26 protein-coding genes, 1 pseudogene and 2 riboswitches are annotated in these 26056 nt (G+C 70.8%); of the genes and pseudogenes, 10 read left to right on the forward strand and 17 right to left on the reverse strand.

Annotated elements, in window-relative coordinates:
* Window positions 1-11: 11 nt before the first annotated feature.
* Genes AC3CF1_RS00575 through AC3CF1_RS00585 form a run of 3 tightly spaced genes read right to left on the reverse strand, consistent with a single transcriptional unit; the run spans window position 12 to window position 1593 of the window.
* Window positions 12-632 (reverse strand): histidine phosphatase family protein, encoded by a 621-nt coding sequence (locus AC3CF1_RS00575; protein WP_488449252.1) that lies wholly within the window; start codon window positions 630-632, stop codon window positions 12-14.
* Window positions 629-1399: a CbtA family protein gene (locus tag AC3CF1_RS00580; protein ID WP_488449253.1), complete on the reverse strand. Its 771-nt coding sequence runs from the start codon at window positions 1397-1399 to the stop codon at window positions 629-631. Before AC3CF1_RS00580 ends, AC3CF1_RS00575 begins: the two co-directional genes overlap by 4 nt.
* Window positions 1390-1593 (reverse strand): CbtB domain-containing protein, encoded by a 204-nt coding sequence (locus tag AC3CF1_RS00585; RefSeq protein WP_088947809.1) that lies wholly within the window; start codon window positions 1591-1593, stop codon window positions 1390-1392. The genes AC3CF1_RS00580 and AC3CF1_RS00585 overlap by 10 nt, the downstream gene beginning before the upstream one ends.
* A gap of 35 nt (window positions 1594-1628) precedes the next feature.
* A riboswitch (cobalamin riboswitch) is annotated at window positions 1629-1775 on the reverse strand.
* A 653-nt stretch (window positions 1776-2428) separates the two neighbouring features.
* On the opposite strand from AC3CF1_RS00585, the gene AC3CF1_RS00590 reads away from it, so the two are divergent.
* From AC3CF1_RS00590 to AC3CF1_RS00600, 3 genes are read left to right on the forward strand one after another with little or no spacing between them, the layout of a single operon-like run.
* Complete coding sequence (locus AC3CF1_RS00590) at window positions 2429-3436, forward strand: ABC transporter permease (RefSeq protein ID WP_488449254.1); 1008 nt, start codon at window positions 2429-2431, stop codon at window positions 3434-3436.
* Between the two features lie 40 nt (window positions 3437-3476).
* Complete coding sequence (locus AC3CF1_RS00595; RefSeq protein ID WP_088947811.1) at window positions 3477-4529, forward strand: ABC transporter substrate-binding protein; 1053 nt, start codon at window positions 3477-3479, stop codon at window positions 4527-4529.
* On the forward strand, window positions 4529-5347 hold the full coding sequence (locus tag AC3CF1_RS00600; protein ID WP_247667507.1) for an ATP-binding cassette domain-containing protein: 819 nt from the start codon (window positions 4529-4531) through the stop codon (window positions 5345-5347). The genes AC3CF1_RS00595 and AC3CF1_RS00600 overlap by 1 nt, the downstream gene beginning before the upstream one ends.
* A gap of 25 nt (window positions 5348-5372) precedes the next feature.
* Here AC3CF1_RS00600 and AC3CF1_RS00605 read toward each other — a convergent pair whose 3' ends face one another.
* On the reverse strand, window positions 5373-6095 hold the full coding sequence (locus AC3CF1_RS00605; protein WP_210792843.1) for a FadR/GntR family transcriptional regulator: 723 nt from the start codon (window positions 6093-6095) through the stop codon (window positions 5373-5375).
* An 8-nt stretch (window positions 6096-6103) separates the two neighbouring features.
* Window positions 6104-7498 (reverse strand): enolase C-terminal domain-like protein, encoded by a 1395-nt coding sequence (locus AC3CF1_RS00610; RefSeq protein ID WP_488449255.1) that lies wholly within the window; start codon window positions 7496-7498, stop codon window positions 6104-6106.
* A gap of 370 nt (window positions 7499-7868) precedes the next feature.
* Window positions 7869-8085, forward strand: a riboswitch (cobalamin riboswitch).
* Window positions 8086-8277: 192 nt separating this feature from the next.
* Here AC3CF1_RS00610 and AC3CF1_RS00615 point away from each other — a divergent pair.
* Window positions 8278-10605 carry a ribonucleoside-diphosphate reductase subunit alpha gene (locus tag AC3CF1_RS00615; RefSeq protein ID WP_488452023.1) on the forward strand — a complete coding sequence of 776 codons (2328 nt, stop codon included), beginning with the start codon at window positions 8278-8280 and terminating at the stop codon, window positions 10603-10605.
* Between the two features lie 56 nt (window positions 10606-10661).
* Entirely contained in the window at window positions 10662-11657 is a 996-nt protein-coding gene (locus AC3CF1_RS00620) for a ribonucleotide-diphosphate reductase subunit beta (RefSeq protein ID WP_488452024.1), read from the forward strand.
* Here AC3CF1_RS00620 and AC3CF1_RS00625 read toward each other — a convergent pair.
* Window positions 11654-12565 carry a MerR family transcriptional regulator gene (locus AC3CF1_RS00625; RefSeq protein ID WP_488449256.1) on the reverse strand — a complete coding sequence of 304 codons (912 nt, stop codon included), beginning with the start codon at window positions 12563-12565 and terminating at the stop codon, window positions 11654-11656. The two genes, AC3CF1_RS00620 and AC3CF1_RS00625, sit on opposite strands and share 4 nt — an antisense overlap.
* 118 nt (window positions 12566-12683) lie before the next feature.
* Here AC3CF1_RS00625 and eno point away from each other — a divergent pair, with 118 nt between their 5' ends.
* Window positions 12684-13949, forward strand: a complete 1266-nt coding sequence (eno, locus tag AC3CF1_RS00630; protein ID WP_358006284.1) for a phosphopyruvate hydratase — start codon at window positions 12684-12686, stop codon at window positions 13947-13949.
* A 31-nt stretch (window positions 13950-13980) separates the two neighbouring features.
* Here eno and AC3CF1_RS00635 read toward each other — a convergent pair whose 3' ends face one another.
* The 3 genes from AC3CF1_RS00635 to AC3CF1_RS00645 are packed head-to-tail and all read right to left on the reverse strand — an operon-like array spanning window position 13981 to window position 15866.
* Window positions 13981-14388 (reverse strand): arsenate reductase ArsC, encoded by a 408-nt coding sequence (locus tag AC3CF1_RS00635; RefSeq protein ID WP_210792847.1) that lies wholly within the window; start codon window positions 14386-14388, stop codon window positions 13981-13983.
* An 18-nt stretch (window positions 14389-14406) separates the two neighbouring features.
* The gene (arsB, locus tag AC3CF1_RS00640) at window positions 14407-15498 is read right to left on the reverse strand and encodes an ACR3 family arsenite efflux transporter (protein WP_488449257.1); all 1092 of its coding nucleotides are present in this window, start codon (window positions 15496-15498) and stop codon (window positions 14407-14409) included.
* A complete protein-coding gene (locus tag AC3CF1_RS00645; protein ID WP_488449258.1) occupies window positions 15495-15866 on the reverse strand; it encodes an ArsR/SmtB family transcription factor in 372 nt (123 codons plus the stop codon). Before AC3CF1_RS00645 ends, arsB begins: the two co-directional genes overlap by 4 nt.
* 103 nt (window positions 15867-15969) lie before the next feature.
* Between AC3CF1_RS00645 and AC3CF1_RS00650 the strand changes: the two genes are divergently transcribed.
* Window positions 15970-16467, forward strand: coding sequence for a GNAT family N-acetyltransferase (locus AC3CF1_RS00650; RefSeq protein ID WP_488449259.1), 498 nt, complete (start codon window positions 15970-15972; stop codon window positions 16465-16467).
* Between the two features lie 46 nt (window positions 16468-16513).
* Entirely contained in the window at window positions 16514-17908 is a 1395-nt protein-coding gene (locus AC3CF1_RS00655) for an FAD-dependent oxidoreductase (RefSeq protein WP_488449260.1), read from the forward strand.
* Between the two features lie 50 nt (window positions 17909-17958).
* Here the strand turns inward: AC3CF1_RS00655 and AC3CF1_RS00660 are convergent, their stop codons facing one another.
* The 6 genes and pseudogenes from AC3CF1_RS00660 to AC3CF1_RS00685 all read right to left on the reverse strand — a co-directional run bounded on the left by AC3CF1_RS00660 (window position 17959) and on the right by AC3CF1_RS00685 (window position 22602).
* Window positions 17959-18312: a TraR/DksA family transcriptional regulator gene (locus AC3CF1_RS00660; RefSeq protein WP_327643939.1), complete on the reverse strand. Its 354-nt coding sequence runs from the start codon at window positions 18310-18312 to the stop codon at window positions 17959-17961.
* A 37-nt stretch (window positions 18313-18349) separates the two neighbouring features.
* Window positions 18350-19567, reverse strand: a complete 1218-nt coding sequence (locus tag AC3CF1_RS00665; protein WP_488449261.1) for a ferritin-like domain-containing protein — start codon at window positions 19565-19567, stop codon at window positions 18350-18352.
* Complete coding sequence (locus AC3CF1_RS00670) at window positions 19564-20409, reverse strand: phosphate/phosphite/phosphonate ABC transporter substrate-binding protein (RefSeq protein WP_488449262.1); 846 nt, start codon at window positions 20407-20409, stop codon at window positions 19564-19566. Before AC3CF1_RS00670 ends, AC3CF1_RS00665 begins: the two co-directional genes overlap by 4 nt.
* Window positions 20409-21320, reverse strand: coding sequence for an acyl-CoA dehydrogenase family protein (locus AC3CF1_RS00675; RefSeq protein ID WP_488452025.1), 912 nt, complete (start codon window positions 21318-21320; stop codon window positions 20409-20411). Before AC3CF1_RS00675 ends, AC3CF1_RS00670 begins: the two co-directional genes overlap by 1 nt.
* Window positions 21312-21458 (reverse strand): annotated as a pseudogene (locus AC3CF1_RS00680) (acyl-CoA dehydrogenase family protein); the annotation flags it as partial. The pseudogene AC3CF1_RS00680 and the gene AC3CF1_RS00675, both read right to left, overlap by 9 nt.
* Before the next feature lie 196 nt (window positions 21459-21654).
* On the reverse strand, window positions 21655-22602 hold the full coding sequence (locus AC3CF1_RS00685) for an ion transporter (protein ID WP_488449263.1): 948 nt from the start codon (window positions 22600-22602) through the stop codon (window positions 21655-21657).
* 189 nt (window positions 22603-22791) lie between these two features.
* Here AC3CF1_RS00685 and AC3CF1_RS00690 point away from each other — a divergent pair, with 189 nt between their 5' ends.
* On the forward strand, window positions 22792-23478 hold the full coding sequence (locus tag AC3CF1_RS00690; RefSeq protein WP_488449264.1) for a TetR/AcrR family transcriptional regulator: 687 nt from the start codon (window positions 22792-22794) through the stop codon (window positions 23476-23478).
* 106 nt (window positions 23479-23584) lie between these two features.
* On the opposite strand, the gene AC3CF1_RS00695 is transcribed toward AC3CF1_RS00690, so the two are convergent.
* Entirely contained in the window at window positions 23585-24442 is an 858-nt protein-coding gene (locus AC3CF1_RS00695; protein WP_088947830.1) for an NAD(P)H-binding protein, read from the reverse strand.
* A 97-nt stretch (window positions 24443-24539) separates the two neighbouring features.
* Here AC3CF1_RS00695 and AC3CF1_RS00700 point away from each other — a divergent pair, with 97 nt between their 5' ends.
* Window positions 24540-24935: a winged helix-turn-helix transcriptional regulator gene (locus AC3CF1_RS00700; RefSeq protein ID WP_088951681.1), complete on the forward strand. Its 396-nt coding sequence runs from the start codon at window positions 24540-24542 to the stop codon at window positions 24933-24935.
* Window positions 24936-24969: 34 nt separating this feature from the next.
* Here AC3CF1_RS00700 and AC3CF1_RS00705 read toward each other — a convergent pair whose 3' ends face one another.
* Window positions 24970-25932: a helix-turn-helix transcriptional regulator gene (locus AC3CF1_RS00705; RefSeq protein ID WP_488449265.1), complete on the reverse strand. Its 963-nt coding sequence runs from the start codon at window positions 25930-25932 to the stop codon at window positions 24970-24972.
* Window positions 25933-26056 lie beyond the last annotated feature (124 nt).

Genomic DNA, 26056 nt, shown 5'->3' on the forward strand with positions numbered 1-26056 from the left:
GGGCCCTGGATTCATGACCACACCATCGCGGAGTCGACCCACCTCGGCTCCGCGCCCAGTCGGAGTTGCCAGCGCGTGCCCTGGCTGGTGAGCCGGACGATCGCCAACGGCTCCACGTCCAGCTGTCGGTACGTCGCCGTCGGCAGCCCGAGGGCGTGCACGACCGCGACACGGATCACCAGCGGGTGGGTGACCGCGATGACCCGCCCGCCGGCTCGGTGCTGCTCGTCCAGCCAACTGCCGACCCGATCCCGCACGGCCGCGACAGACTCACCGCCGTGCGGAGCGGACTCCGGTGTGGACAGCCAGTCGTGCAGCGCCTGCGGCTGCGATTCAGCGATCTCCTCGAGCGACCGTCCGGACCAGTCGCCGTAGTCGCAGTCGGCCAACGCCGTCTCGATTGTCGGCAGCAGACTGAAGGCGGCGGCGGTCTGTCGAGCGGCCACCGCGGGGCTGGACAGGCAGGTCGCGTTGACGCCGATAGGCCCGCGCCGGTCCGGATCCGCCTGGGCCTGGGCGAGTGCGGCACGCAGGCCACCCTCGTCCAGGCCGTCGTCAGCGCCGCCGAAGCGGGCCCGGCGCAGGGCGGCGGTGTGACCGTGGGCGACCAGCCGGAGGCTGGTGGCGGTCACGTGCTCGGCAGTGCGGTGCCGACCCGGCGACGCCGCTCGTGGTGCATCAGGGCCGCGAACAGCAGGCCGATCCCGGTCCAGAGCACCACCTGGGTGCCGAGGGAGGCCAGTCGGAAGCTCCACAGCAGCGTCGCGGGGAAGTCGGTGGGGACCTCCTGGAACGACGGAAGCACCACGTAGGACGCGACGGTGACCAGCAGGAAACCGCCGACGGCTGCGGCGACGCGTTGCCACAGTGGCGCCTGCGCGCCGACTGACCGGTAGCCCAGCGAGCCCGCCCACACGGCCACCAGACCGAGCACCACCATCAGCAGGTAGGTGGCGGTGCGTTGGTTGATGGTGGCCGGGTCGCCGACCGCCGGTGGGTTCGCCGGGTACTTGAGGAACGGCACGATCACCGCGCCGAGCAGCGCCGCACCGGCCAGCAGCAGGCCGGAGCGCCCGTCGTCGTCGGTCCGCCGCCGACGGGCCAGCAGGACGTACGCCGTGGCCAGCAGACCGCCCATCGCGGCGCCGAACAGTGCGGTGGCCAGGAAGAGCCCGCCGCGCTGGCCGCTCCGGGTGACCAGGGCCTCGTCGTGCTGGTGCCCGCCAGCGGCGGGTTCGGCGTGCGAGGCCGCCTCCTCGATAGCGATGGCGGCCTCGACGTGCGGTTCGCCGGCGACGTAGGCGAACGTTCCGGCGAGCAGGCCAGCGATCAGGCCGGCGAGCAGGCCGCGGACGAGGACGGCGAGGAACGGGGGAGCGGTGGTGGCGTTCAGTGGCACGGAACACCGAGCAGGTGCCGGCCGTCGTGCATGAGCTCGTGCAGGTACGTCCCGCTGCGCGACACCGCACCCTGGTCGAACGCGACGAGGTAGGCCAGCAGGGTGAGCGCGACAACGGTCGCCAGGACCGTCCACAGAAGACGCGTGGTGCCAGCGGGATTCACCAACGGCTGGCTGGACGTGGAGCTGGACATATGATCACGAACCTCCCCGGGGATGACGCGTCCCCATCGCAAGGCTGCGGACGACCGAGCGTCCTGGCTCGCGGGCCCCATTTCTAGGTGGGGGAACCGCTCACAGTGGCGCGACCGCGCCGGAATCACACCGGCTTCCCTCGCGTCGCCGCAGATAGTGGGTCGACGGTATCGGTGCCGCCGCAGGCGGTCAACCCGGCCCCGCAGTGGGTGAAGCACCTGTGCCCGAGGATTCAGCGCCGCCCGATTCGTCAGATCAAAACCCGATCGCTGGCGGCGGGCATCGTCCGCCGCCGCCGAACCCGACGCGACGGCGAAGCTCTCCGAGCGGTGGCCGGGTGGACGGCGTGGCCTGGACGACTGTGGAACCGCGGCCCGCTGTCGAGCACGCGCTCGACAGCGATCGGCCCGGGCCGGCTGATTTTCGGCTCGGACCGGCCGGTGTGTCTGCTCGCCGCCTCGTGCACCGGCTGAGTCGGAACGAGGCGAGCGCGGCGGGCGTCGAAGGCATAGCATGTTATCGATAACAATCGGAGTGTGGCTCGTTGGCTCGCGGGGCGGCCATCGACAACAGATCATGCCGTTCTGGTCGGACGTAGGGCTCCGAAGGCTCGCGTAACGACGGCAAAACATGGTCGCAAGACCTTGGCAACACACGTACGTGCATGGCATGGTAACGCCTGATCAAGGGAAACATCCGACCTATCTCCATGGGTGGTGCGGGCTTCGAGTCCGTCTCTCCCTGCCGAGGAGGCTCGGCCGGTCACCGGTGCTCCGCTCGCCGACGGCTCTCCCGTCGCGTGCGGCGCCACGCTTGGGGAGGTCAGGGCCGACGATGAGCACCGTCGAGGCAACCACCGGCACGCAGCACGGCACGCCCAGCGACTGGTTCCGGGAACGGATCTCCCACGCCGTCTCCGAGCTGACCGCCGCCACCGCGCTCGTCGTGCTGTTCATCGTGTTGAGTTTCGCCAGTCCCTACTTCCTGACCGCCGACAACCTCTTCAACATCGGGGCGCAGACCGCGGTGATCGCCATCATCGCCACGGCGCAGACGATGGTCATCATCACGAAGGGCATCGACCTCTCCGTGGGATCGGTCGCCGCGCTCGCCGGCGTGGCGGGGGCGCTGGTCGTACGCGACCTCGGCTTTCCACTCTGGGCGGCGACGGCGGTCGCGATCGGCGTCGGCGCACTGGCCGGGCTGCTCAACGGGCTGCTGGTGACCGTGGCTCGGATCCCACCGTTCATCGCGACGCTGGGAACGATGTCCGTCGGACGAGGGCTCGTCTTCATCATCACCGGGGCGGTCGGCGTCTACGGCCTGCCCCGATCCTTTCAACTGCTCGGCAACGGGGAGATCGTCGGCATCCCGTTCGCCGTGGTGATCACCGTTCTGGTCGCCGTCGGTGTCGCTTTCCTGCTCTCCCAGACCCGCTTCGGTCAGTACACGTACGCGATGGGCTCCAATCTGGAGGCCGCACGCCGGTCGGGCATCCGGGTCGGTCGGCACCTGACCGGCGTGTACGTGCTGGCGGGTGTGCTGGTCGGTCTGGGCGGCATGATCGCGGCCTCCCGGGTCAACTCCGGTCAGCCGAACTACGGGATCTCGCTGGAGCTCGACGTCATCGCCGCCGCGGTCATCGGCGGGGCCAGCCTCTTCGGAGGTCAGGGTCGGATCGTCGGGACCATCATCGGCGCGTTCCTCATCGCCCTGGTCCGCAACGGCGCCGTCCTGCTCGACATCAGCATCCACTACCAGCAGGTGATCGTCGGCCTGATCATCTGGGCCGCCGTCTACTTCGACCAGTACCGCCGCCGGCGGCTGGAATCACGGGGTTGACATGCCATTTCGAGAGTCCGAACGAGGAAGGACACACACCATGGCACACACCACCACCAGCCGGCGGGCACGAGGGCCACTCCTGCGCGCGCAGGCGATTCTGGCCGTGGCCGCGGCGACCGCTCTGCTCAGCGCCTGCGGCGGGGTCGAGGTCCGGGACGGAGGCGACGGCGCGACCAAGGACGCGAGCGGGCCGTTGAAGCTCGCCGTCGTCCCGAAGGCGGTAGGGGCCGACTACTGGAACACGGTGAAGGCGGGTGCCGAGTGCGCCGCGCAGCGCGCGGGTGACGTCACCGTCCAGTGGGACGGGGTGACCACCGAAACCGATGTCGAGGGTCAGGTCAACCTGATCCAGAACTACGTCACCAAGAAGGTCGACGGCATCGTCTACGCGGCCACCGACTCCAGTGCGCTGGCGCCCGCCACCGACAAGGCGCTCGCCGCGAACATCCCGGTCGCGATGATCGACTCCGGCACCAGCCCGCAGCCGTCGAACGTGCCGCTGTTCGCCACCGACAACCGTGCGTCGGCCACCGAGGCGGCGAAGCTGCTCGCCACCGAACTCGGCCCCGGCAACCACGAGGTGGCGCTGGTCGAGTTCCAGCCCGGTTCGCAGACCAACACCGAGCGGGTCGACGGCTTCAAGGCCGGTCTCGCCCAGTATCCGAACCTGAAGCTGGTCGGTCAGCAGCCCAGCCGCAGTGACGTCAACGAGGCACGACGCGTCACCGAGAACATCCTCACCGCCAACCCCAACCTCGCCGGCGTCTTCGCTGCCAACGAGCCGAGTGTGCTCGGCGCCGCGCAGGCCATCCAGGCGGCCGGCAAGTCCGGCAAGGTGGTCATCATCGGGTGGGACGCCGCCCCGGACGAGATCGCCGGGGTACGCAGCGGCCAGATCTCCGCGCTGGTCGTGCAGAACCCGTTCAAGATGGGCTACTTCGGCGTCGACAAGATGGTCAAGCACCTGCGGGACAAGGCGCCGCTGGCGTCGGCCGACACCGGCGTCACGTTCGTCACCAAGGAGAACATCGACTCCGCGGAGATCAAGGCGGTGCTCGAGCCCAGCTGCGCCAACCCCCCGGTGCAGTGATGGGTACGACCCCGACGGCCACCGCCGACAGCGACCGGCAGCCCACCGCCGACGAGCCGCCGGTCCTCGAAGCCCGTGGCATCGTCAAGCGGTTCGGGCACGTCGAGGCGCTGCGCGGCGCCGACTTCACTGTCCACCGGGGTGAGGTCGTCGCGCTGATCGGCGACAACGGCGCCGGGAAGAGCACCCTCATCAAGACGCTGTCCGGTGTGCACCCACCCGACGAGGGCGAGATCCGGGTCGGTGGTCGTCCCGTCCGGTTCTCCACCCCGGTCGACGCCCGGCGCGCCGGGGTGGAGACCGTCTACCAGGATCTCGCCGTCGCCGACGACCTCAGCGTGGCCGCCAACCTGTACCTCGGGCGGGAGATCCTGCGCTCCGGGCCGCTGGGTCGGCTCGGGCTGCTCGACAAGCGCGCGATGCGGCTGGGCGCGGCCGCCGCCCTTGACGAGCTGGGCGTACGGATCCCGCGGGTCACCACCCCGATCGCGATGTTGTCCGGTGGGCAACGGCAGTGCGTCGCGGTGGCCCGCGCCATCATCTGGGCGACCAATGTGGTCATCCTCGACGAGCCCACCGCCGCACTCGGTGTCGTCCAGACCGGGCGGGTGCTCGACGTGGTCCGGCGCGCCCGCGACGCCGGCATGTCGGTGGTGCTGGTGAGCCACAACATGCCGCAGGTGCTCGAGATCGCCGACCGGGTCGAGGTGCTGCGCCTCGGTCGGCGGGCGGCCCGACTGCGCGCCGACGAGGTCACCACCGACGACCTGGTGGCGGCGATGACCGGGAGCACCAGTGTGGAACGCGACGAGCGGTGACCGTGGCCGTCGACCGCGTGGGCGTTCACGACCGCGCGGTGTCGGAGCCGGCCTCGGCGTCGTCGGGCAACCCGTACAACGACTCCTCCACCCCGATCAGGTGGTTGGCCATCCGGATGCGGGCCCGCTCCGGGTCACGTGCCGCAAGGGCCTTGAGGATCGCCACGTGCTCGTCGTGGGTGCGCCGGTCCGCGCCTTCCTCGTGCAGGCTCCGCCACAGCCGGCCCCGCACGGTGCGCCCGGCGAACGCCTCGATCAACCCGATGAGCACCGGATTCTCGGCGTGCACCGCGATGATCCGGTGGAAGGCGATGTCGATCTCGAGGATGCGCTCGTGGTCCTGCGGTGACTGGCCGACCATCCGGGCCGCCTCGGCGAGCAGGTCCCCGGCCTGGGCGAGGGCCTCGTCGGTCATCCTGGTCGCCGCCAGTTGGGCGGCCTCGCACTCCAGCAGTCGCCGGACTGTGTGGATGTGCCGGGGGTCGCCCTGGCCCTGGAAGTCCACCACGAAGCCCATCGGGGCCAGCAGTTGCGGCGCGTCGAGGTTGGTGACGTAGGTGCCGTCACCCTGACGGATGTTGACGATGCCGAGGATCGACAGAGCCGACATGCCCTCGCGCAGCGAGCCGCGCGAAACGCCGAGCGACTCGGCGAGGTCCTTCTCGATGGGCAGTCGGTCCCCGGGCTTGAACTGCCCTTCGAGGATCATCCGCTTGATGCCGTTCACCACTTCGTCGGTGCGCGACATGACACCCCCTAGCGGCCGGCGGGGGTGGCCGTCCCACCCGCGATCACGTACGGCTCCGAGGATGACACGGTAGTCGGGTCCGACGCCGCCCAGTAGTGGCCGTCGGGAAACCGGTAGAGCGCGACCGACTCCTGACGCATCCGGGTGGAGTAGCCGGGCTGGCTGGGCAGGACGTAACCGCTGCCCGAACCGGTGTCCCGGACGACGCACGGGTCGGTGAAGTGCTCGTGCAGGTGGTCGACGAACTCGGTGACCCGGTCGGTGAGATCCCCGGAGATCGCGACGTAGTCGAGCACCGACACGTGTTGGACCATCTCGCAGAGCCCGACTCCGCCGGCGTGGGGGCACACCGGCACGTCGAACTTCGCGGCGAGGAGCAGCACGGCGACGATCTCGTTGATGCTGGCCAGCCGACCGGTGTCCAGCTGGCAGAAGTCGATGGCCCCGGCCTGGAACAGCTGCTTGAACATCACCCGGTTGTGACAGTGCTCGCCGGTGGCCACGCCGATGGGAGCGACAGCGCGGCGGACGGCCGCGTGGCCCAGGATGTCGTCGGGACTGGTTGGCTCCTCGATCCACAGGGGTGTGAACTGGGCGAGGGCCTTGACCCACTCGATGGCCTGGCCGACGTCCCAGACCTGGTTGGCGTCGATCATCAGGTTGCGGTGCGGGCCGAGGATCTCCCGGGCGATCCCACAGCGGCGGATGTCGTCGTCGAGGTTGGCGCCAACCTTGAGCTTGACGTACCCGTAGCCGGCGTCCACCGCCTCCTGGCAGAGCCGGCGCAGCTTGTCGTCGCCGTAGCCGAGCCAGCCGGCCGAGGTGGTGTAGGCGGGGTAGCCGGTGCGGTCGAGCTCGGCGAGGCGGTCGGCCCTGGTGCTCTCCTTGGCCCGCAGGATGGCCAGTGCCTCGTCCCGGGTCAGCGCGTCGGACAGGTAGCGCAGGTCCGCGATGGCGACGAGTTGCTCGGGGGACATGTCGACGAGCAGTCGCCACAGCGGCTTTCCGGCGAGCCGGGCGACCAGGTCCCATGAGGCGTTCAACACGGCGGCGAGGGACAGGTGGACGACGCCCTTCTCCGGCCCGAGCCACCGCAGTTGGCTGTCGGAGGTGAGGAGTCGGTAGACCGCGCCCATGTCCGCGGCCATCGTCGCCACGTCCAGGCCGACCAGAAGCTGCGCCTGGTGCACCGCGGCCGCGGCGACGATGTCGTTGCCTCGACCGATGGTGAAGGTCAGCCCGTGACCCGCGAGCGGCACGCCCACGCTGTCGACACCGTCGGTGTGCAGGATGACGTACGCCGCCGAGTAGTCGCCGTCCTTGTTCATGGCGTCGGACCCGTCGGCGGTCAGTGAGGTGGGAAAACGGACGTCCTCGACGGTGACGGCGGTGATCTGCGGCATGCGCTCCTCGCCCGGCTAGGCAAAAGATCGGATGATCACCCGGAGTATACGGAGGGCGGTTCTGGCGCGTCAACGACCTTGATCCACCCTGAAGGACGGACATCCACCGTCCCGGGGCCGTCGAACCTGGTCAATGTCCGAACCCGATCCACTGTGCCCATTGGCGCGATACATCAAATCTTTGCCGGTGTCGGCGGCCCGTGGGTCGTGTCGTGCCGTCAGTCGCACCGCCTGCGGCTGCTGCTGCCGTCGACGTGCCTCGCCGGCCGGGACGAACCCGCCCCGGTGCGGCTGGTGATCACCGTCACCGGCCCGGCCGCGACACGCCGGGACCGACATGTGGGGTGTGACAACGCCTGCATCCCTATATATGGTGTCGAGCGCAGCTGGTTCGACCGCTCATCCGGCGCGGTCGAGGCAAGAGGGAACCCGGTGGAAATCCGGGACTGTCCCGCAGCGGTGAGTGGGAACGACCGCCGTCATCAGCACTGGGCCACCAAGTGGCCTGGGAAGCGACGGCCAGTAGGAGACCGGCCAGCCCGGTTGTGCCCACGAGTCCGAAGACCTGCCAGCGCGCCGCGTACCCGCACCCGGGTGGGCGGCGGTCCGAGGCCGCGTGGGACGGCTGACGCCACCTGACCCACGCCGTGCCGGCGTGGCGTCCGTCGGTGTCTGTCTCCTCGCGTCCGGGCCACCAGGTCTCGAACTCCGAGGAGCGAGTGGTGACAGTCACCGAGGTAGTCCCCGTCAGCGGCGACGCGACAGTGCGGCGGACGCCGATGCAGGTCCGCAAGCGCAGCGGCGCCACCGAACCCGTGGACGTGAACAAGATCGTCCGGGCGGTCGAGCGGTGGGCCGACGACCTGACCGACGTCGACCCGATGCGCGTCGCCACCCGCACCATCAGCGGCCTGTACGACGGCGCGACGACGGCCGAGCTGGACCGGCTGTCCATCCAGACCGCAGCCGAGATGATCGGCGAGGAGCCGCAGTATTCGCGCCTCGCCGCCCGGCTGCTGGCCGGTTACGTCGACAAGGAGGTGCGTCGGCAGGACATCACCTCGTTCAGCGCGGCGATCCGGGTCGGCCACGCCGAGGGCCTGATCGGAGACGACACCGCCGCGTTCGTCGCCGCACACGCCACGATGCTCGACGCCACCGTCGATCCGGACGGTGACCGGCGATTCGAGTACTTCGGCCTGCGTACGGTGGCCGACCGGTACCTGCTGCGCCACCCCACCAGCAGGCTGGTGCTGGAGACCCCGCAGTACTGGCTGCTGCGGGTGGCCTGTGGTCTGTCCACCACGCCCGACGAGGCGACCGGTTTCTACCGGCTGATGTCCAGCCTGGCCTACCTGCCCAGCTCGCCGACGCTGTTCAACTCCGGCACCCGGCACACCCAGATGTCCTCCTGCTATCTGGTCGACTCCCCGCTCGACGAGTTGGACTCGATCTACCAGCGGTACGCCCAGGTCGCCAACCTGTCCAAGTTCGCCGGGGGCATCGGCATCGCGTACTCCCGGGTCCGGTCCCGGGGCGCGCTGATCCGCGGCACCAACGGGCAGTCCAACGGGATCGTGCCGTGGCTGCGCACGTTGGACGCGAGCGTCGCCGCGGTCAACCAGGGTGGCCGGCGCAAGGGCGCGGCCTGCGTGTACCTGGAGCCGTGGCACCCGGACATCGAGGAGTTCCTGCAACTGCGCGACAACACCGGTGAGGACGCCCGACGCACCCACAACCTGAACCTCGCCAACTGGGTCCCCGACGAGTTCATGCGCCGGGTCGAGGCCGACGAGATGTGGTCGCTGTTCGACCCGCACGAGGTGCCCGAGCTGCCCGACCTGTGGGGTGAGCGGTTCGACGCCGCGTACCGCGAGGCCGAGGCGCAGGGCCGCTACGTGCGGCAGGTCCCGGCGCGGGAGCTGTACGGGAAGATGATGCGGACCCTGGCCCAGACCGGCAACGGGTGGATGACCTTCAAGGACGCCGCCAACCGGTTGTGCAACCAGACCGCCGAGCCGGGCAACGTGGTGCACCTGTCCAACCTCTGCACCGAGATCGTCGAGGTGTCCAGCGACGCCGAGACGGCCGTGTGCAACCTCGGTTCGGTGAACCTCGCCGCCCACCTCACCGACGGTGGCATCGACTGGGAGCGACTGCGTGCCACGGTCCGTACCGCTGTGACGTTCCTGGACCGGGTCATCGACATCAACTACTACCCGACCTCGCAGGCGGCGGCGAGCAACCCCCGCTGGCGGCCGGTCGGGCTCGGGCTGATGGGCCTTCAGGACGTGTTCTTCGCGCTGCGGCTTCCGTTCGACTCGTCGGCCGCGCGGGAGCTGTCCACCAGGATCAGCGAGGAGCTGTACCTGACCGCGCTGGAGACCTCGGCCGACCTGGCGCGTCGCTTCGGCGCGCATCCGACCTTCGCGCAGACCCGGGCCGCGCGGGGTCAGTTGCAGCCCGACCTGTGGGGCGTCGAGGGCACCCAGACCGCGCGCTGGGACGCGCTGCGCGAGCGGGTCGAGGCGTACGGGCTGCGCAACTCACTGCTGGTGGCGGTCGCCCCGACCGCGACCATCGCCTCGATCGCCGGGTGCTACGAGTGCATCGAGCCGCAGGTGTCGAACCTGTTCAAGCGCGAGACCCTGTCGGGGGAGTTCCTGCAGGTCAACACCGCTCTGGTACGCGAGCTGAAGGCCCGCGGTCTGTGGACCGAGCGGATCCGGTCGGCGATCAAGCGGGCGGAGGGGTCGGTGCAGGACATCGCCGAGCTGCCGGCCGGCGTACGGGAGTTGTTCCGCACCGCGTGGGAGCTGCCGCAGCGCGCTTTGATCGACCTGGCCGCGGCCCGTGCCCCGTTCATCGACCAGTCCCAGTCGCTGAACCTGTTCCTGGCCGCACCGACCATCGGCAAGCTGTCCTCGATGTACCTGTACGCCTGGAAGGCCGGGCTGAAGACCACCTACTACCTGCGCTCCCGCCCCGCCACGCGGATCCAGCAGGCCACTGTCAGCGCTGTCGCGCCCGTCGCGCCCGTCTCCGTCGACGCGGAGGCGCTGGCCTGCTCGCTGGAGAACCCCGAGTCGTGCGAGGCCTGCCAGTGACCGCCGCCGACACCACCGCCGCCGACACCCGCACCACCGACACGAGGACCACGCACATGCTGCTCGACCCCGGGATGGACCTCACCCTCCGCCCGATGCGCTACCCGCACTTCTTCGACCGGTTCCGCGACGCCATCCGCAACACCTGGACCGTCGAGGAGGTCGACCTGCACGCCGACCTCGCCGACCTGGACAAGCTGTCGTCGGCCGAGCGGCACCTGGTCAGCCGCCTCGTGGCGTTCTTCGCCACCGGCGACACGATCGTCGCGAACAACCTGGTGCTCAACCTGTACCAGCACGTCAACAGCCCCGAGGGCCGCCTCTACCTGTCCCGGCAGCTGTTCGAGGAGGCCGTGCACGTCCAGTTCTACCTCAACCTGCTCGACACGTACGTGCCCGACGAGACCGAGCGCTTCGGGGCCTTCGCCGCCATCGAGAACATCCCCTCGATCCGTCGCAAGGCCGAGTTCTGCTTCCGCTGGATCAACTCGCTCAACGACCTGCGGGAGCTGCGGTCCCGGGAGGACCGGCGGACGTTCCTGCTCAACCTGATCTGCTTCGCCGCCTGCATCGAGGGGCTGTTCTTCTACGGCGCCTTCGCGTACGTCTACTTCCTGCGCTCCCGTGGCCTGCTGCACGGCCTGGCCTCCGGCACCAACTGGGTGTTCCGGGACGAGTCGATGCACATGGCGTTCGCGTTCGACGTGGTCGACACCGTCCGCGCCGAGGAGCCGGACCTGTTCGACGACGACCTCGCCGACCAGGTTCGGCGGATGCTCACCGAGGCCGTCGAGTGCGAGGTGCAGTTCGCCGAGGACCTGTTGGGCCACGGTGTGCCCGGTCTGACGCTGACCGACATGCGGGAGTATCTCCAGCACGTCGCCGACCGTCGCCTCGCCCAGCTCGGCATCGCCCCGCACTACGGGTCGACCAACCCGTTCGCCTTCATGGAGTTGCAGGACGTGCAGGAGCTGTCCAACTTCTTCGAGCGGCGCGTCTCGGCGTACCAGGTCGGGGTGAGCGGCACCGTCGCCTTCGACGACGACTTCTAGACGACCGATCCGGGGGCCTGGCGTCGCTTGGTGAGCCACCGCATCACGTGCAGGGGGTGCGACGCCGGGTCCGGAATCGGGTGGAAGACCTGTTCGACAACGCCGTCGGCGATGATCAGCGTCAACCGCTCGTAGAGCGTCATGTCACCGGCGGTGCGGGTCGGCAGACGCAGCGCGTCGGCGAGCGTCAGCCTCGGGTCGGGGATCAGCGGGTAGGGCAACCGCAGCCGGTGCGCGAGTTCCCGCTGGTATCCGGTCGACTGCGCGGACAGGCCGTACACCCGGGCGGCGCCGGCCGCGCGCAGTTCCGCGTGGTGGTCGCGGAACCAGGCGGCCTGCTCGGTGCTGCCCCGGGCGCCATGGACCTCCAGCAGCCCGTTGGGCAGGTCGACGCCCGGCCGTCCGGTCAGTGGGTACACGAAGATGACGGTGCGTCCGTCGCCGAGCGCACCGAGATCGACCGGGCGGCCGTCGGTGCCGTAGAAGGACAGGGGTGGCAGGCGGGTGCCGACCAGCGCGGTGGGGTCGGTGCCGACCGCCGCGCTGCCGGGCACGACCTGGGTCGCGGCCGCGTCGAGGCGGGCGTCCAGCGCGTCCCGCTGGGCGGTCAGTTTGCCGATCCGTTCCTGCAGGCCGGTGATGGTGCTGCGGTACGTGGCCACCGCCGCCGCGCACACGTCGGCGTCGTCGGCGCCACCGGCGATCGACTCGACGAACGGGCGGGTCTCCTCGACGGTGAGGCCGAGCGCCATCAACTCGCGGATCTGTGCCACCAGCCGCACCGCGATCGCGTCGTACTCCCGGTAGCCGTTGCCCAACCTCCGGGGCACGACCAGCCCGGCCGACTCGTAGTACCGCAAGGCCCGGACCGTCGTCCCGGTCCGTCGCGCCAGCTCACCCACCCGCATCCCGCGACCCTAAACCCGCACCCTGGGGTACGGGTCAACGTGTCCATCGTCGCGGTGCCAGGACCGCCGTTTCCTGCCAGTCTGGCGGCGAAAAGGCATCGTGAACAGGGAGTGTGTGATGACGGCAATCAGTCGGGTACGTGGTCGGCAGATTCTCGACAGCAGGGGCAATCCGACCGTGGAGGCCGACGTGGTCCTCACGGACGGATCGACCGGGCGGGCGGCCGTGCCCTCCGGGGCGTCGACGGGGGCGAACGAGGCGGTCGAGTTGCGCGACGGGGACCGCACGCGCTTCCACGGCAAGGGCGTCACGACGGCGGTCGGCGCGGTGAACGGTGAGATCGCCGACGCGGTGACCGGGCTCGACGCGGAGGACCAGGCCCTGATCGACGAGACGATGATCGCGCTCGACGGGTCGAAGGACAAGGGTCGACTGGGTGCCAACGCGATCCTCGCCGTGTCCCTGGCGGCGGCGAAGGCGGCCGCGCTGGCGCACCGGCAGCCGCTCTACCGCTACGTCGGTGGCGTCGGGGCTCGCCTGCTGCCGGTGCCGATGATGAACATCATCAACGGCGGCGCACACGCCGACAACCCGCTCGACTTCCAGGAGTTCATGATCGCTCCGGTCGGAGCGCGGACGTTCGCCGAGGCGGTCCGGATGGGCTCGGAGGTCTTCCACACCCTCCGGGCGTCCCTGGCGGCGGCCGGGCACAGCACCAACGTCGGGGACGAGGGCGGCTTCGCGCCGAACTTCACGGATGCCGACGAGGCGCTGCGTTTCGTGCTGCGCGCCATCGAGGATACCGGCTACGAGCCCGGCACCGACATCACGATGTGCCTCGATCCGGCCAGCTCGGAGTTCTTCCGCGACGGCGTCTACGACTACGTCGGCGAGGGGCGGGAGCGCACCGTCGAGGAGCACGTCGACCACCTGCTCGACCTGGTCTCGCGGTACCCGGTCAGCTCCGTCGAGGACCCGATGGCCGAGGACGACATCGCCGGTTGGAAGCGGTTGACGGCGCTGGCGGGGGAGCGGGTGCAGTTGGTCGGCGACGACGTCTTCTGCACCGACGTCGACCGGCTGCGCGACGGGATCGAGGGCGGTTACGCCAACGCGATCCTGGTCAAGGTCAACCAGATCGGCACGCTCACCGAGACCCTGGCGACGGTGGACGCCGCCCACAAGGCGGGGTACCGGGTGGTGATGTCACACCGTTCCGGGGAGACCGAGGACACCACCATCGCCGACCTGGCCGTGGGCGTCGGCTGCGGCCAGATCAAGACCGGCTCGCTGTCGCGCTCGGACCGCACGGCGAAGTACAACCAGCTCATCCGCATCGAGGAGGAGCTCGGCGACCGCGCTGTCTACGCAGGCAGCCGCTGAGGCACGGGACCGTGCGGCTGCCGTGCGCCCGTCAGGTCGTCTGGCTCAGCTCGGCGAGGAGCTTCTCCACCCGGGCGCGGATCTCGTCGCGGATCGGGCGGACGGCGTCGACTCCCTTGCCGGCGGGGTCCTCCAGCTGCCAGTCCTCATAGCGTTTGCCGGGGAAGACCGGGCAGGTGTCGCCGCAGCCCATTGTCACGATGACGTCGGAGGACTCCGCGGTCGCGTACTCCAGACGTCTGGGGGTCTGGTCGGTGATGTCGATGCCGACCTCGCGCATGGCCTGCACGGCGGCGGGGTTGACCGTGTCGGCCGGCGCGGAGCCGGCCGAGCGGACCTCGACGGTGTCGCCGGCGAGGTGACGCAGCCAGCCGGCGGCCATCTGGGACCGGCCGGCGTTGTGGACGCAGACGAACAGGACGCTGGGCCTGGTGCTCATGAGGGGTTGCCTTCCGGGTTACGCGGTTGCCGAGGGTGCGGGAGTGAAGAAGCGGCGGCGCGCCCACAGGGACACGTAGACGAGCCCGACCAGGACGGGCACCTCGATCAGCGGGCCGACGACCCCGGCGAGGGCCTGACCGGAGGCGACGCCGAAGGTGCCGATCGCGACCGCTATGGCGAGCTCGAAGTTGTTGCCGGCCGCGGTGAAGGCCAGGGTGGTGGTGCGCTCGTAGCCGAGACCGATGGCCCGGCCGAGGGCGTAGGAGCCAGCCCACATGAGGGCGAAGTACACCAGCAGGGGCAGCGCGATGCGGACGACGTCCAGGGGGCGGCTGGTGATCGCGTCGCCCTGTAGCGCGAACAGGATCACGATCGTGAACAGCAACCCGTAGAGGGCGGCCGGGCCGATCCTGGGCAGGAAGCGTGCCTCGTACCAGGTTCGGCCCTTGGCACGCTCGCCGAGACGGCGGGTGAGGTAGCCGGCGATCAGCGGGATGCCGAGGAAGATGAGCACGTTGCGGGCGATGTCCCAGGCCGAGATCGTCAACTCGGCACCGGACAACCCCAGCCACCGGGGCAGCACCGAGAGGTAGAACCAGCCGAGCAGACCGAAGGCGACGACCTGGAAGACGGAGTTGAGCGCGACCAGGACGGCGGCGGCCTCCCGGTCACCGCAGGCGAGGTCGTTCCAGATGATGACCATGGCGATGCAGCGGGCCAGACCGACGATGATCAGGCCGGTGCGGTACGCGGGCTGGTCGGCCAGGAAGATCCAGGCCAGGGCGAACATCACGGCGGGGCCGACGAGCCAGTTGAGCACCAGCGAGGAGATCAGCAGGCGGCGGTCGCCGGTGACAGTGTCGAGCCGGTCGTAGCGGACCTTCGCGAGCACCGGGTACATCATGATCAGCAAGCCGATCGCGATCGGCAGCGAGATCCCGCCGATCGTCACCGCTTCCAGCGCGCTGTCCAGGCCGGGGGTCAGGCGACTGAGGAGCAGGCCGGCGACCATCGCCAGCCCGATCCAGGCCGGTAGGAACTGGTCGAGTCGGGAGAGGCGACCGACCACGGCGCTCTCGGCCGGGTCGCTCTGGACGGTGCTGGTCACGAGTAGTCCGGTCGGTCGGTGGGCGCGGCTGCGGGTGTGACGGTGAGCAGTGCGGAGAGCTGGCGCAGGAGGGCCGGCCGGGCGCGGTAGTAGACCCAGGTGCCCCGGCGTTGGGCGTCGACGAGCCCGGCCTCCCGCAGCGTCCTGAGGTGGTGCGAGATGGTGGGCCCGGTCAGGTCGAACGCGGGCGTCAGATCGCAGACGCAGATCTCCCCACTCTCGGCGGAGGCGATCATCGACAGCAGTTGCAGCCGCACCGGGTCGCCGAGCGCCTTGAACGCGGGCGCGAGCACCGCGGCGGCCTCTGCTGGCACGCGTCGCTCGGTCAGCGAGGGGCAGCAGGCCGCCGAAACCGGTTGATTAGACATCGCTCTAGGTTGACACTGATCTAATCAGTGTGCAACTGTCTGATTCGACAAGCGTCGAGACAGGCATCGTTGAGCAACGACCCCACCGGGAAGGAACACCTGGATGACTGACCTCACCGTGCGGCCCATGACCGAGGCCGACGCCGACCGGGTCCTCGCGATCTACCAGGCTGGCCTCGACGCCGGCAACGCCAGCTTCGAGATCACCGCCCCGACCTGGACGGCCTTCGACGCCGCCCGGTTGACCGGGCACCGATTCGTGGCCGTCGACCGCGACGGCACCGTCCTGGGCTGGATCGCGGTCTCGCCGACCTCGACCCGCGCGGTCTACGCCGGAGTGGTCGAACACTCCGTCTACGTCGACCCGGCCGCCCAGGGCCGTGGCGTCGCCCGACTGCTGCTGGACGCGCTGATCACCTCCACCGAGGCCGCCGGCATCTGGACGATCCAGTCCGGAGTCTTCCCGGAGAACGCCGCCAGCATGGCGCTGCACCAGCGGGCCGGGTTCCGCGTGATCGGCGTACGCGAGCGGGTCGGGCGCCACCACGACCGCTGGCGCGACGTCGTCCTGCTCGAACGTCGCAGCCCCACCATCACCTGACGAGCCCGCGCCCCTCAGGCGGGCCACCACATCGAGGAGTCAACGGATGAACGCTCTGGACGGCCTTCCCGTCGTCGTCATCGGCGCCGGCCCGACCGGTCTCGCCGCCGCCGCACACCTGCACGAGCGCGGCCTGCCCTTCACCATCCTCGAAGCCGGCGACACCCCCGGTGCCGCCGTACGGCAGTGGGGGCACGTGCGCGTCTTCTCACCGTGGCGGTACAACGTCGATCCGGCCGCCCGTCGGCTCCTCGACGAGGCCGGCTGGGTCGCCCCCGATCCGGAGGCCCTGCCCACCGGCGCGGAACTCGTCGGCGACTACCTCCAGCCTCTCGCGGAGTTGCCGCAGCTCAAGCCGCACGTGCGCTACGGGGCACGCGTGGAGGCGATCAGCCGCCTCGGCCTCGACCGGCTGCGCACCGCCGGACGCGACACCGCGCCCTTCCTGCTCCGCCTCGCCGACGGCGACGAGTTGTTCGCCCGCGCCGTCATCGACGCCTCCGGCACCTGGGGTACGCCGAACGTCCTCGGCGCGTCCGGCCTGCCCGCCAGGGGAGAGGCCGACTCGGCCGCCCATCTGGAGCACGCGTTGCCGGACGTGCTCGGTGCCGCCCGGGGCCGGTTCGTCGGCCGGCACACCCTCGTGGTCGGGTCCGGCCACTCGGCCGCGAACACCCTGCTGTCCCTGGCCGAGCTGTCCGCCGCCGAACCTGGCACCGAGGTGACCTGGGCGATCCGGACCGCCTCGCCGACGCGTACCTACGGTGGCGGGGCGGCCGACGCCCTCCCGGCGCGAGGCGCGCTCGGCTCGCGCCTGCGGGCGCACGTCGACGCCGGGCGCATCCGGCTGCTCACCGGGTTTTCCGTGCACGCGCTCGCCCCGACCGACGGGCGGGTGAGCGTGGTCGTGCGGCATGCCGACGGCACCGACGAGTCGATCACCGTCGACCGCATCGTGGCCGCCACGGGCTTCCGACCCGACCACTCCATCGCCGCCGAGCTGCGGTTGGACCTGGATTCGGTCCTGGGCGCGACCCGTGCGATCGCCCCACTGATCGACCCCAACGAGCACTCCTGCGGCACCGTTCCCCCGCATGGCGTGGACGAACTCGCCCACCCGGAGAGCGGCTACTACGCCGTCGGCATGAAGTCCTACGGCCGGGCGCCGACGTTCCTCATGGCCACCGGCTACGAGCAGGTCCGCTCGGTCGTGGCCGCCCTCGCCGGGGACTGGACCGCCGCCCGCGAGGTCCAGCTCGACCTGCCCGAAACCGGCGTCTGCAACAGCAACCCCGCCGAATCGGCGAGCGGCGACAACTGCTGCGGGCCGGAGCCGACGGGGCGTGGACTGAGCACCGGCATCTCCGGCGGGTTGCTGTCCGCGCCGCTCAGCCTCGTCGCCCTCGACGCCGCGCCCGCAGGCGCCTGCTGCACCAGCTGATCACCGGGTACGACGACGGTGCCCGTAGCCCTCGCGGTCGACGGGCACCGTCACCGCCGGCTGGCGCAGGCCACACACGTACGCGCCGACGGTCGGGCGACCAGCCGCTCGGCGGGAATGGGACGGGAGCACCGTTCGCACACGCCGTAGCTGCCGTCGTCGACCCGCCGCAGCGCGTTGTCCAGCTCGGCCAGGCGTCGGCGGGCCGCGTCCAGGACGGCGGTGAGCTGCGCGCGCTCGAAGGCGATGGTGCTGCCCTCGGGGTCGTGCTCGTCGTCGGCGTTGGACGACCGGGAGGCCTCGAAGAGGCTCCGAAGGTCACCGTCCAGGGCTGTGGCCTGCGCTTCGGTCTGCTCACGCAGCCGCAGTAGTTCCTCGCGGACCGCGCTGGAGTTCCTGTCCATGGCCACTCCACCGTACCCCCGCAGTGAGCGTGGTCGCTCACATGAAGTTGCGGGTGTGCAGGGCGGACAGCGCGGCCGCCTCGTCGGGCCGGAAACCCAGCCGTACCAGTCGGCGCTGGCGGCCCTGATCCATCGCGTGTTGCAGGGCCTGCACCCGGTCGAAGCCGGCGGACACGTCGTCGGGATGCCAGCCGCCCGCCGCGAGCACCACCAGCGCGTCGAAGACGTCCGCGTTGAGGCCGGCGGTGTCGACGAGCGCGTCGTGGCGGCGGTGGATGGCCGCCCGCAGCCGGTCCCGCAGCAGCGGGTCGAGCCGCGCCTGATGCTCCAGGTGCGCCATGCCGAACACCACGTGCCGGCGCTCGTCCTGCATGGCGAGCCAGCAGATCCGCCGCGTCACCGGGTCCGGGGCGAACTGGTGCAGGAACGAGAGCAGATCGACGAAGCTGCCCTCGCCCAGGACGGACAGCAGGAACGAGGCCAACGCGAAGTCGGACTCCGCGACGAGCGTGAAGAGCGACTGTCGACCGCCAGCGGATGACGTGCCCAACTCGGCGCCCCGCAGCAGCGCCCGTCGGCTGAACACCTCCATGTGCCGGGCCTCGTCGGCCATCTGCACGGCGAGAAGCTGCACCACCTCACGGAAGTGCGGATGGATCCGCCCGACGAACCGGGCCGGCACGACGAGAGCGGCCTGCTCGTTCTCGACCAGGTAGGTCATCACCTGCACCACCGCGGCCTCGACGTCGGCTGGCAGCGCGAACGGGTCGTCCCACGGCACCGCGGTCTGCGGGTCCCACTGCCGCGCCGCCGCCTGCGCGTAGAGGTGAGGAGCGACATCGGCCCACACCAGGTCGCGGTCGTCCAGGTCGAACCGGGCCTCGGGGCCACCGGCTTCGAGCAGCGCACCCCGGGCGCCGAGCCCCCACCGCGCCGGCGGACGGCTGCGAAGTGCCGTCGGGAGAGCGGGCCCGGCGCGCTCCGCGCCGAACCAGCGGTCGTCGTCCGCCGTGCCCCGGACCACCACCGCCACCACGTCGGTCCGGTCGCCCGGCTCCGGCGCTTCGACCCGATGACCCCGGCCACGACACCAGGCGGGCAGGTGCACCGGCAACGCCGGGTCGCGTCCGCGGACCGCCAACCGGCCTCCGGGCGGCAGACCGGCCAGGGCTCGGTGCACCAGCAGGTGTGCGCCCCGGCCGAAGCTCAGGTCACCGAGGTGGACCTCGGCGTCGGCGGCCGGCGCCGCGCTCACGGCCGGTAGTCCGTGGCCGTCACCCGCCCGTCAGGGGAGTAGAAGCCGGTGGCGTCGACCGCCCCGGCCAGGGCGTCGTACCCAGTGGTGCGGCCGTCCTTCCAGGCCGTCAGCCCTTCCAGGTCGAGCAGCGGACGCACCTGTGCGTCGGCGTACGACATGCTGAGCAGCAGCGTGCCGAAGAGCTGGACCCCGGCGGACTCCGGCTCGCGGACCGTCATGTTGCAGTGGTCGTACGGTGCGGTCTGCGCGACGATCCGGGTGCCGTCGGGCGGCAGCGTGCCCTCCTGGACGAACGCCAGGTGGTTGGCGTCGATCATGCAGGCGGCGTCGACCTCCCCGGCCAGCAGGGCGCGGGCCGCGTCGCGTTCTCCGCCGATGTGGTCGCCGTGCAGGCCGACGCCGACATCGAAGCGGCGCACGTCGACCTCGACCCCGGTGGCCGCGAGGTGACCCAGCGGAATGAGCGTCGCCTGGGGGCTGTCCACCGCCCCGACCGCGACCACCTTCCCGGCCAGGTCCGTGACCTGCCGCGCCGGCGAGTCGGCCCGAACCACCACGACCGAGGTGAGGTCCTGGTCGGTGTCGCGCATGGTGAGCGCGCGGACGGTCGTGCCGTTGGCGACCGCCAGTCGCTCGGCGCGCAGCCACGCCAGGGGTGAGTTCCATGCCGCGTCGATCCGTCCGGCGACGAGATCCTCGACCTGTCGCTCGTAGTGCGAGTAGAGGACGAAGTCGAAGTCCAGGCCGCGTCCACGTAGCCAGGCGCGGAAGCCCTCCCAGATGGTCACCACCTTGGGGTCGTACGCGACGGCGCCCATCAGGACCGATGGCGCCGGCATCAGCGGTTGGCCTTGTCGAGCAGTGGCAGGCCGGTGGCGACCCGGCCGACGAAGTCGTGCAGAGCGTCGGTGGTCGGTGCCATCACCCGGGCCGCCCGCGAGTCCCGGAAACGGCGCTCAAGGCCCAGCTCCTTGCGGAACGCGCTGCCGCCGCAGAGCTGCATCGCGCCGTCGGTCACGTCGGCGACGGTCTCGCCGGCGAGCGCCTTGACCTGGAGGACCCGCAGCGTCGCGTCGTCGCGGCCGGTCTCCAGAGCGGTGAGGGTGTCGCCCAGGAAGGCGCGTAGCGCGTCGGTGCGGATCATCAGTCGGGCGAGGTCGCGGCGGGTGACGGGCGCGTCGCGCAGGGCGGCACCGGTGTGCGCGAGCGTGGTCCTGGTGACATGGCGGCTCGCCTCGGTGACCGCGCTCTGGGCGAGACCGAGACAGAACGCGGCGTTGAGCACCAGGAACCAGGGGAGGACCGCACCGAGCGCGGTGTCGAGCCCGGCGCCGTCGGCCGCCATCATCGCCGTCGAGGGAACCCGGAGCCCGTCGGCGGTCATCGGCCGGGAGCCGTTGCCGCGCAGGCCGAGCCCGTCGAAGTCGCCCGTCACGCTCAGACCGGCACTGCCGGCCGGCACGAGCCACAGCGTCATCGGACCGGCATCGGGGGTCACCGGGAGGCTCGACCAGACGTAGCTGTCCACCTCGCCGGCGGAGGTGACCCAGCTCTTGCGGGCGTCGAGGCGGACACTGCCGTCGTCGGTGGCTGTCGCGGTGCCGGTGGGCGACCAGAAGTGGCTGCGGGAGCCGTACTCGGAGAAGGCCAACGTGGTGAGATGCCCGCCGGCCGCGATGTCGGCGCGGACCTCGCGCGGGCCATGCGCCTCGATGACGGCGGTCGCCGCGTAGTGCATGAGGACTACCATCGCCGTGGAGCCGCACTCGGCGGCCAGCCGCTCGACGACCTCGGCGACCACCCGCATGCCGTGGCCGCCGCCACCGACCTCGGTCGAGCAGGCCAGGCCGAGCAGGCCGGCCGCGGCGAGGGCGTCGACACCCTGGCGGGGAAGACCCCCTCCCGGTCGACAGTCGTCGCCTGCGGGCGGATCACGTCGTCGATGACGGTGCCGAGGGTGCTCGCGACATCGGTGGTGGGATGGGCATTGTCGACAGTGGTTGTCATGCTGGTGCCCCTTCGACCGAAGCGGTCAGGCCGCCGTCGACACTATCCGGTCTGGAGGACACAGCGCGAGCACCGGATCACCCTCTGGTACGCGTGCCGTCCCGGTGCGGCCGGCCGTGCCCGTCCTCCCGGTCGATCCGCAACTCCCGCTCCAACTCGGCGATGACCGCCCGCAGGTCGTCCAGCCGCTGGGTCAGCGCGATGCGGTCCACCTCGTCCGGTACGCCGTCGCCGTCCTCGTCGTAGTCGGGGGCCAGTCGCTCGGTCATCTCCAACCGGCGGGCCTCCTCCATCGAGTTGACGATGACCGCAATGAGGATGTTGAGCAGCAGGTTGACGGTGATGACCACGTAGCTGACGTAGTAGAGCAGTGTCCACGGCGAGATGGCCATGCCCTGCTCGATGAGATCCGGCAGGGTTTCCAGCGACAGCAGCACGAACAGCGTCAGCAGCGACTTGCCGATGTCGCCGTACTGCTCCGGGTATCTACCACCGAAGATCAGCCAGCCGGCCATGCCGTACACGTAGAGGGTCACCACGGCCAGGGCGAGGAACCCTGTCACGCCCGGCAGGCTGCGCCACAGCGCGGAGACGATGGTCCGCAGACCCGGCGAGAACCGCACCAGCCGGACCATGCGGGCGACCCGCACGACGCGCAGCAGCGCCGGGTCGCCGTGCAGGCCCGGTATGAAGATGGCCGCGATCACCACGAAGTCGAAGACGTTCCAGCCGTGCCGGAAGAAGTCCTGGGGACGCTTGCCGTAGGCCGCCAACCGCACACCGATCTCAACGACGAAGACGGCGCGGAAGAGCAACTCCAGCCAGTGCAGCGCCGTGTTGGCCCGGTTCGGGTCGTCGTAGGTCTCCAGGCCGAGGACGATCCCGTTGGCGAGGATGACCACGACGATGGCGACCTCGAAGGGGCGCGACCGGGCGAGCCGTGCGCAGCGGGCCGTCCAACCGGATCGGTGCTGCGGCGACGGGGTCGGCTCACCTCGCTGGGCGGGCGCGGGTGCGCCACTCACCAGCCGGCCGGCTCGAACAGGTGTGCCGGGGCCGCTGTGCGGGCCCACCTCCGGCCGTCGTGGTGGCGGTGCGGGTGGCGTGCGGGCATGCCCGTCAGCCTATCCAAGATCAATGATCGGGGGTACGGCCGTTGTGGCCGCCGCACACGACGAGGACTGCGAACCGCGCCCGCTATCTAGAGTGGGCCGGTGAGTGACACACCCCCCGTGAGCGCCGGTGATGGTGGCCCCGACCGCCCGCCCATCTGGAGCAGGCCCGAACGCGGCAGCCGTGGCCCCGCTCCCGCCCACAGCCGGGACGCCATAGTGGTTGCCGCCGTCGCCCTGGCGGACGCCGAAGGGCTCGCCGCCGTGTCGATGCGTGCCGTCGCCAGCGCCCTCGGCACCGGCGCCGGCTCCCTCTACCGGTACCTGTCGTCGCGTGACGACCTGCTGGACCTGATGACCGACCGGGTCATCGGGGAGCTGCGGCCGTACCCGCAGGCGGAGGGCGACTGGCTGGACACCATGGTGCTGTTGGGCCGCCGGCAGTTGGCGCTGTTCGGCGCCCACCCGTGGCTGCTCGACGTGTTCCACCGGGCCTCCGGCGTCGGCCCCGAGAGTCTGGCCTGGTTCGACAACTGCATCCGGGTCCTGGAACCCCTGCCCTGCGCGGTCAGCGCCAAGTTCGAGGCCATCGCGATGATGACCGGCGTCGTGAGCCTCTTCGCCCGCCGCGAGGCCGGGGCCCTCAGCTTCGCCGGTGTCGACCTCGCGGCGTACCCGCACCTGGTCGCGGCCTTCGGTCAGCCCCCCGTGCCGGCGCCCCGGGCGGACCTCGTCGAGCGGACCCTGCGCAGCCTGTTGACCGGTCTGCTGCTCGCCGAGGCGGGCTGAGCGGATCGGCCGATGGTGTCGGCCGATCCGTCGCCCGGCCGGTGTCAGCTGGTCTGGTTTTCGGTGGTGAGCGGGGGTCGGCCGGCACCGCCTGGCCGGTGCCGGGTCAGGCCCGCGCGGCCCGGACGGCGTCGCGCAGCGGGGTGCTCGGCCGCCCGATCAACCGGCTGAGGTCGTCGCTGTCGGTCGCCAGCTCGCCGATGGCGATCGAGTGGTCCAGCGCGGCGACGAACCTGGCCGTGCCCGCGTCGAGGCCGACGTTCTCCAGGGCCGAGGCCAGCTCGGCGGCGGACAGATCCCGGTGGACGACGGTGGTGCCGGTGACCTCCGTGACGGTTTCGGCCAACTCGTCGAAGGTGAACGCGGTGCCGCCCAGTTCGTAGACGGCGTTGCCGTCCTCCTCGCGGGTCAGCGCCGCCACGGCGGCCGCCGCGTAGTCGGCCCGGGTCGCGGCGGAGACCTTGCTGCCACCGGTGGCGCCGAGGATCGTGCCGGACCCCAGGTACTGCGGCAGCTGGTCGGTGTAGTTCTCCGTGTACCAACCGTTGCGCAGCACGGTGTAGGCGAGACCGGAGGCGGCGAGGACCTCCTCGGTGGCCTTGTGCTCCGGGGCGAGCGGGTTCGTGGTGGTGTCGGCCTTCAGGATGCTGGTGTAGACCAGCCGCTCGACCCCGGCGAGCGTGGCGGCCTCGATGACCGCGGTGTGCTGGGCGACGCGCTGACCGGGAGTGTCGCCGGAGATGAGCAGCAGACGGCGTACGCCGGCCACGGCGCCGGGCAGCGTCGACGGGTCGTCGTAGGTGGCCTTGCGGATCTCGACCCCGCGCGCGGCCAGGTCGGCGGCCTTCTCCGGGCTGCGGACGACGGCGGCGATGTCGGCGGCGGGAACGCCGGTGTCGAGCAACTGCCCGATCACCAGGCGACCCAGTCGGCCGGTGGCACCGGTGACGGCGTAGGTGGGCATGGGAACCTCCGGTGGGTAGCAGCAGATCTGTAAGCACTTACTAATCTACAGCACCAGTCGAAGCGTAACCGTCAGGTAAGCTGGTGAGGTGAGCGACATGCCCGCCCAGGACCCGGCGGGGCCTACCCAGGAATTCGTCAGCGATGTCTTCGCCCGGGGGTGCACCTCCCGGGCGGCCTTCGAGGACGTCACCTCGAAGTGGGCCTCGCTGGCCCTGTTGGCGCTCGGTGAGGGGCGCTACCGGTTCAACGCCCTGCGTCGCCGCATCGACGGGGTCAGCGAGCGGATGCTCTCCCAGACCCTGCAGACCCTCGAACGGGACGGGATGCTCACCCGCGAGGTGCTCACCGCGATCCCACCGCGCGTCGAATACTCGCTGACGCCGCTCGGCGCCCGCGTCGCCGAGCAACTGCGTGGCCTCGCCGACCTGCTGGAGGCATCGGTGCCCGAGTTGCAGACCGCCCGCGACACCCACGAGCGCGACCGGGGCTAGACGGGCCCACGCCTCGGGCGAACGGGGCCGTGCCTCAGGCGTTGAGCGTTTCGCGGGGCGGTACGCCGTAGCTGGCGTGGTAGCGGGCCGTGAACCTGCTGTGGCTGGCGAACCCCCATCGACTGGCGATCGCCGACACGGTCTCCCGGCGGGGGTCGGCGCGCACCAGGTCGTGATGGGCGCGGTCGAGCCGGATCCGACGCAGGTACGCCGTCGGGGTGGTGCCGAGATGACGGCGGAAGGCGAGCTGCACCGCCCGCAGGGAGACGCCGGCCGCACCGGCGATGTCGGCCGCGCTGATGTCCCGGTCGGCGTGCTCCTCGACGAACGCGATCGCCCGTCGCAGCGTGGCGGTGCTGGCGTCGTTCCGATCCGCTGTGGTCGGTTCGGTGAACGCGGTGTTGGGAAACACAGTGAGCGCCGCCGCGGCGAGCATCCGCGCGGCATTGCCGATCACCAGCGGCTGCACCCCGTTGGTCAGGCTGTTCCGCAGGACGTCGCTGACGAAGCTGGTGGTGTTGCGCCACTGCCGGGCGAGTGCCCCACTGACGGGACCCAGATCGGTGAACCGGATCCGACCGGGCCGTCGCGTCGGCGCCGTGGTGGCGACCTGCGTCAGCACCGACAGGTCCAGCACACAGAGTTCCACCTCGCCGGGATGCCACCGTACGCGGCACGGCTCCTCGGGCCTGGTGACGAGGAGGACGTCGCCGGGCGCGAACCGGTCGGCCGACCCGTCGCAGGAGCGCTCGCCACGGGCGGTCCGGGCGCTGCCGACGACCAACCCGCCGAGGGTGCTGGCATCGATCTCGAGATGCCCGGTCTGGCGGGTGGTCGAAACGACGAAGGGGCCGGCGTCGACACGGTGATGGCTGAGCCGGTATCCGTTCCTGCTGTGGATGCGCAGTTTCGTGTCGTACACGGTGGACAGAAACTGCTGAATGGTGACCGGGTCACAGCTCTCGAACTGGTCGGTCTGCAGTGGTGTTGACGACATCCGCTGTCTCCGTCCGGTGCGGGTGCCGCCGGTTGGTGAAACGGTGTCGGCGGCGAGATCGGGACGTGCCGGAATGCTCGGCGGTGACCCGGCACGTCGTTGGCCGGCGGTGCGGTGCGGTGAG

It is taken from the genome of Micromonospora sp. MGP-C2, assembly GCF_057766525.1.

Coding starts and splice junctions, on each gene's coding strand:
- AC3CF1_RS00585 (WP_088947809.1), bottom strand. CDS start 1,593: ATGTCCAGCTCCACGTCCAGCCAGCCGTTGGTGAATCCCGCTGGCACC.
- AC3CF1_RS00590 (WP_488449254.1), top strand. CDS start 2,429: ATGAGCACCGTCGAGGCAACCACCGGCACGCAGCACGGCACGCCCAGC.
- AC3CF1_RS00595 (WP_088947811.1), top strand. CDS start 3,477: ATGGCACACACCACCACCAGCCGGCGGGCACGAGGGCCACTCCTGCGC.
- AC3CF1_RS00600 (WP_247667507.1), top strand. CDS start 4,529: ATGGGTACGACCCCGACGGCCACCGCCGACAGCGACCGGCAGCCCACC.
- AC3CF1_RS00605 (WP_210792843.1), bottom strand. CDS start 6,095: ATGTCGCGCACCGACGAAGTGGTGAACGGCATCAAGCGGATGATCCTC.
- AC3CF1_RS00610 (WP_488449255.1), bottom strand. CDS start 7,498: ATGCCGCAGATCACCGCCGTCACCGTCGAGGACGTCCGTTTTCCCACC.
- AC3CF1_RS00615 (WP_488452023.1), top strand. CDS start 8,278: ATGCAGGTCCGCAAGCGCAGCGGCGCCACCGAACCCGTGGACGTGAAC.
- AC3CF1_RS00620 (WP_488452024.1), top strand. CDS start 10,662: ATGCTGCTCGACCCCGGGATGGACCTCACCCTCCGCCCGATGCGCTAC.
- AC3CF1_RS00625 (WP_488449256.1), bottom strand. CDS start 12,565: ATGCGGGTGGGTGAGCTGGCGCGACGGACCGGGACGACGGTCCGGGCC.
- eno (WP_358006284.1), top strand. CDS start 12,684: ATGACGGCAATCAGTCGGGTACGTGGTCGGCAGATTCTCGACAGCAGG.
- AC3CF1_RS00635 (WP_210792847.1), bottom strand. CDS start 14,388: ATGAGCACCAGGCCCAGCGTCCTGTTCGTCTGCGTCCACAACGCCGGC.
- AC3CF1_RS00645 (WP_488449258.1), bottom strand. CDS start 15,866: ATGTCTAATCAACCGGTTTCGGCGGCCTGCTGCCCCTCGCTGACCGAG.
- AC3CF1_RS00650 (WP_488449259.1), top strand. CDS start 15,970: ATGACTGACCTCACCGTGCGGCCCATGACCGAGGCCGACGCCGACCGG.
- AC3CF1_RS00655 (WP_488449260.1), top strand. CDS start 16,514: ATGAACGCTCTGGACGGCCTTCCCGTCGTCGTCATCGGCGCCGGCCCG.
- AC3CF1_RS00660 (WP_327643939.1), bottom strand. CDS start 18,312: ATGGACAGGAACTCCAGCGCGGTCCGCGAGGAACTACTGCGGCTGCGT.
- AC3CF1_RS00670 (WP_488449262.1), bottom strand. CDS start 20,409: ATGCCGGCGCCATCGGTCCTGATGGGCGCCGTCGCGTACGACCCCAAG.
- AC3CF1_RS00675 (WP_488452025.1), bottom strand. CDS start 21,320: ATGGTAGTCCTCATGCACTACGCGGCGACCGCCGTCATCGAGGCGCAT.
- AC3CF1_RS00695 (WP_088947830.1), bottom strand. CDS start 24,442: ATGCCCACCTACGCCGTCACCGGTGCCACCGGCCGACTGGGTCGCCTG.
- AC3CF1_RS00700 (WP_088951681.1), top strand. CDS start 24,540: ATGCCCGCCCAGGACCCGGCGGGGCCTACCCAGGAATTCGTCAGCGAT.
- AC3CF1_RS00705 (WP_488449265.1), bottom strand. CDS start 25,932: ATGTCGTCAACACCACTGCAGACCGACCAGTTCGAGAGCTGTGACCCG.